This window comes from Nonomuraea lactucae, from assembly GCF_003313395.1.
GTDB classification, from domain to species: domain Bacteria; phylum Actinomycetota; class Actinomycetes; order Streptosporangiales; family Streptosporangiaceae; genus Nonomuraea; species Nonomuraea lactucae.
Window position 1 is genome coordinate 1 of sequence record NZ_QNFZ01000767.1, and the last position, 4507, is coordinate 4507.

The window sequence follows — 4507 nt, forward strand, 5'->3', positions numbered from 1 at the left end:
CCGCCCTGGCCGCCAAGGGTGCCGGGCGCCGCGCGATCGGCGTGCTGCTGGCGCTGTGCGGGCTGGTGGCGGCGGCCGCCACGTGGCTGGCGATCGGCGACGAGGCGACGCTGAGCTGGCTGCGGGAGCGCAACGTGCTGCGCGGAGCGGCCGACCTCCAGTGGCGGATCGTGGCCCTGTGGCCCGCCCTGTCTGGGCTCGGCGCGGCGCTGATGGCGGCGGCCGGCGTGATCGCCGTGGTGCGCGGCGGCCGGTGGGCGGGCATGTCGGACCGTTACGAGAGGGACGCGGCCGGGCGACGCCCCCGGGCGACCGGCGACCGCGCCCTGTGGGACGCCCTCGACCGCGGCGACGACCCCACCTGACCGGGTCGGCGCCCGTCCCGATCGCGGCGAGTCGCCGCAGATTACGAATGGCCGTCGGTCTGCCCCGAACCCGGACCCGCCGGGCGGTCGGCTCAATAAGCTGACCCGGTTACTCGCCACGACCATGGAGGAGCGAGAGGCATGACGTACGGGGAGCAGGGCGGCAGCGGGGGCTACGGCTCGCCGCCGCCAGGCGGTTACGGGCAGCAGCCGCCGAGCGGTGGCGGGTACGACGGCCAGGGGGGCGGCTACGGGCAGCAGCCGTCGAGCGACTACGGCCAGCAGGGCTACGGACAGCCCGACTACGGTCAGCAGGGCTACGGCCAGGGCTCCTACAGCCAGCCCGGCTACAACCAGCCCTACAACCCGGGCGGCTACAACCCGGGCGGCTACAACCAGGGCGCATACGGGCAGGCCGGATACGGGCAGGCCGGATACGCCCCATACGGGCCGCCTGCCTCACCCCGGTCGACCAACGGCTTAGCCGTCACGTCGCTGGTCCTGGGCATCGTCGGCCTGATCTTCTGTGGTCTCACGAGCATCCCCGGCGCCATCGTCGGGCACATCGCCCTCAACAGGATCAAGCGCACGGGAGAGGAGGGCCAGAGCATGGCGATGGGGGGTCTGGTCACCTCGTACATCACGATCGTGCTGTGGCTGATCCTCTGGCTGATATTCGGCGGCATGTGGCTCGCGGTCATCGGCCTCGCGACCGCCGGTTCGACCAGCCCTTACTGAGCGGGGAACGGCCTCCCGCACCGCCCAGGTGGCGGGCCGTTGCAGTCCGATCACAAAATGTCCGCAAAGTGAGTGTTATTCCACGTCGATTGCGGTTTGTCGCTAGGCTGCCGCGCGCAACTCGGCAGAGAATGACCACATAAGGAGTCAACGAGCATGAGCTACGGAAACCAGGGCGACGGCGGGTACGGCGCCCAGCCGCCCGGCGGTGGTTACGGCCAGCAGCCTCCGAGTGGCGGCGGGTACGGCCAGCAGCCCCCGAGCGGAGGCGGTTACGGCCAGCAGCCTCCCAGCGGTGGCGGGTACGGTCAGCAGCCGCCGAGTGGTGGCGGTTACGGTGGTGGTTATGGCCAGCAGCCCCCGAGCGGCGGCGGCTACGGCCAGCCCGGCGGTTATGGCGCCCCGCAGAACCCGCCGGACAACCACCTGGTGCCGGCAATCCTGACCACGCTGTTCTGCTGCCTCCCGTTCGGCATCGTGTCGATCGTCAAGTCGTCGCAGGTGAACTCCAAGTGGGCGGCCGGCGACTACCAGGGCGCGGTGCTGGCCTCGGAGGAGGCGAAGACGTGGTGGAAGCGCGCGCTGATCGTCGGCGCGATCGTCAACATCGTCATCGTCGTGGGCTACATCCTGCTGGCCGTGGTCCTGGTGGCCAACTCCCCGGGCTACTACTGACGGGCAGGCAACGCCTGATGGGCATCGCGAACATCGAGCGGCACGGCACCGAACGGTTGCGGTCGGTGCTGGCGCCGCTCGGCGTCGCTGCGGCCACGGGCGCGGTCTTCGCCTTCGTCGGCTCCGTCGACCCCAACGAACCGGGTCACTACCCGACGTGCCCGTTCCTGTGGGCCACCGGTCTCTACTGTCCGGGCTGCGGCACGCTGCGCACCATCCACGCGCTGGCCCACCTCGACCCGGTGGCCGCGCTGGGCCTCAACCCCCTCGCCGTGGTCATGATCCCCTTCCTGGTGTTCTGGTGGGGGCGCTGGCTGGTCCGCGCCTGGCAGGGCAGGCCCAGCAGGACGAAGCTCGCGCACCCGGCATGGCTGTGGGCCTTCCTCGGCGTCGTCCTCGTCTATTGGGTCGTCCGCAATCTGCCTTTCGGGGCCTTTCTCGCTCCGTAGCCGGGGGCCTGTGGCCGGGCGAGGCCGGTGGGGCCGATACCATCGCAGGACAGGCTGGGAGCGGACGCGACGCGAACTCTCTGCCGTCCCCTACTGCCGACCGGAGGGATCCCAAGCGCGTGAGTGAGCGTACCGAAGGACCGAGTGTCCTCGACGACATCCTCGACGGGGTGCGCGCCGACCTCGCCGCACGCCAGCAGGCCGTGTCGCTCGACGAGCTCAAGCAGCGCGCCGAGCGGGCACCGGCCCCCCGTGACGCGCTCGCCGCGCTCGGCGGCGACCGGGTCTCGGTGATCGCCGAGGTCAAGCGTTCCAGCCCGTCCAAGGGCGCGCTCGCCGCGATCGCCGACCCCGCGGCCCTCGCCGCCGACTACGAGGAGGGCGGCGCCCACGTCATCAGCGTGCTGACCGAGCGGCGCAAGTTCGGCGGCAGCCTCGACGACCTCGCGGCGGTCCGGGCGCGGGTCGACGTCCCGATCCTGCGCAAGGACTTCATCGTCACCTCCTACCAGCTCTGGGAGGCGCGCGCCCACGGAGCCGACCTGGCGCTGCTCATGGTCGTCTGCCTCGAGCAGGAGGCGCTGGTGTCGCTGATCGAGCGGGCCGAGTCCATCGGGCTCACCCCGCTGGTCGAGGTGCACACCGAGGACGAACTCGACCGCGCGGTGGCGGCGGGCGCCCGCGTCATCGGGGTCAACGCGCGTAACCTGAAGACACTTGAGGTCGACCGCGACGTCTTCTCGAAGATCGCGCCGAAGATCCCCGACAATGTCATCAAGATCGCGGAGTCGGGCGTGCGCGGGCCGCATGATCTGCTCGCCTATGCCAGGGCCGGCGCCGACGCCGTGCTGGTGGGCGAGAGCCTGGTCACCGGCAAGGACCCGCGCAGGGCCGTGGAGGCGCTGGTGACCGCCGGCGCACACCCGGCGACGCGCCCAGACCACGGAGCAGAGGGATAGCAGTGACACAAGAGGGCTCCATCATCACCGCCGCCGACCTGGCGGGCCACGGCGTCCACGGCGACGACCCCGACGTGCGCGGCAAGTTCGGCATCTTCGGCGGGCGCTACGTCCCGGAGGCGCTCATCCCGGCGCTCGACGAGGTCGCCTCGGTCTACGAGAAGGCCCGGGGCGACGTGCAGTTCCTGCGCGAGTTCGACCACCTTCTGCGCACGTACGCGGGCAGGCCGACCACGCTGACCGACGTGCCGCGCTTCAGCGAGCAGGCCGGCGGCGCGCGGGTCGTGCTCAAGCGCGAGGACCTCACCCACACCGGCGCCCACAAGATCAACAACGTGATCGGCCAGGCGCTGCTGACCAAGCGGCTCGGCAAGAAGCGGGTCATCGCCGAGACCGGCGCCGGCCAGCACGGCGTGGCAACGGCCACCGCCGCCGCCCTGCTCGGCCTGGAGTGCGTCATCTACATGGGCGCCGTCGACTGCGAGCGCCAGGCGCTCAACGTGGCCAGGATGAAGCTGCTCGGCGCCACCGTGGTCCCGGTGCACAACGGCTCCAAGACCCTCAAGGACGCCATCAACGAGGCGTTCCGCGACTGGGTCACCAACGTCGACACCACCCACTACCTGTTCGGCACCGTCGCCGGGCCGCACCCGTTCCCCGAGATCGTCCGCGACTTCGCGCGCATCATCGGCGTCGAGGCGCGCCGCCAGATGCTGGAGCTGACCGGCAGACTGCCCGACGCGGTCTGCGCCGCGGTCGGCGGCGGCAGCAACGCGATCGGCATCTTCCACGCGTTCATCGGCGACGAGGGCGTCCAGCTGCACGGCTACGAGGCGGCCGGCCACGGCCTGGAGAGCGGCGAGCACGCGCTCACGCTCACCGCCGGCTCGGTCGGAGTGCTCCACGGCTCGCGCACCTACGTCCTTCAGGACGACGAGGGCCAGACGATCGACTCCCACTCGATCTCGGCCGGCCTCGACTACCCCGGCGTCGGCCCCGAGCACGCCTGGCTCAAGGACACCGGCCGGGCCGTCTACCACGGCGTCACCGACGACCAGGCCATGGCCGCGTTCTCGCTGCTGGCCAGGACCGAGGGCATCATCCCGGCGATCGAGTCGTCCCACGCCCTGGCGGGCGCGCTGGAGCTGGGCCGCGAGCTCGGCCCCGAGGCCACCCTCCTGGTCAACCTCTCCGGGCGCGGCGACAAGGACATGGGCACGGCGATGAAGTACTTCAACCTCTGACTCCCGGCCGCGAGCGCGGCGAGCCGCCGTACGGGGCGCTCGGCCCGAGCGCCCGCCCGCGCCGGCGCTCGGAGGCG

6 protein-coding genes are annotated in these 4507 nt (G+C 71.6%); all 6 read left to right on the forward strand.

Going from position 1 to position 4507, the window contains the following annotated elements:
- Window positions 1-365 (forward strand): Trp biosynthesis-associated membrane protein (locus DQW85_RS27050; protein ID WP_162795411.1); only part of this gene is annotated, 365 nt, incomplete at its 5' end.
- Window positions 366-506: 141 nt separating this feature from the next.
- Entirely contained in the window at window positions 507-1103 is a 597-nt protein-coding gene (locus DQW85_RS27055; protein ID WP_113702738.1) for a DUF4190 domain-containing protein, read from the forward strand.
- A gap of 156 nt (window positions 1104-1259) precedes the next feature.
- Entirely contained in the window at window positions 1260-1778 is a 519-nt protein-coding gene (locus DQW85_RS27060) for a CD225/dispanin family protein (protein WP_113702739.1), read from the forward strand.
- A 17-nt stretch (window positions 1779-1795) separates the two neighbouring features.
- Window positions 1796-2227 (forward strand): DUF2752 domain-containing protein, encoded by a 432-nt coding sequence (locus DQW85_RS27065; RefSeq protein ID WP_113702740.1) that lies wholly within the window; start codon window positions 1796-1798, stop codon window positions 2225-2227.
- A 119-nt stretch (window positions 2228-2346) separates the two neighbouring features.
- Window positions 2347-3186 carry an indole-3-glycerol phosphate synthase TrpC gene (trpC, locus tag DQW85_RS27070; RefSeq protein ID WP_113702741.1) on the forward strand — a complete coding sequence of 280 codons (840 nt, stop codon included), beginning with the start codon at window positions 2347-2349 and terminating at the stop codon, window positions 3184-3186.
- A gap of 23 nt (window positions 3187-3209) precedes the next feature.
- Window positions 3210-4430 (forward strand): tryptophan synthase subunit beta, encoded by a 1221-nt coding sequence (trpB, locus tag DQW85_RS27075; protein WP_420819190.1) that lies wholly within the window; start codon window positions 3210-3212, stop codon window positions 4428-4430.
- Window positions 4431-4507 lie beyond the last annotated feature (77 nt).

Coding starts and splice junctions, on each gene's coding strand:
- DQW85_RS27055 (WP_113702738.1), top strand. CDS start 507: ATGACGTACGGGGAGCAGGGCGGCAGCGGGGGCTACGGCTCGCCGCCG.
- DQW85_RS27060 (WP_113702739.1), top strand. CDS start 1,260: ATGAGCTACGGAAACCAGGGCGACGGCGGGTACGGCGCCCAGCCGCCC.
- DQW85_RS27065 (WP_113702740.1), top strand. CDS start 1,796: ATGGGCATCGCGAACATCGAGCGGCACGGCACCGAACGGTTGCGGTCG.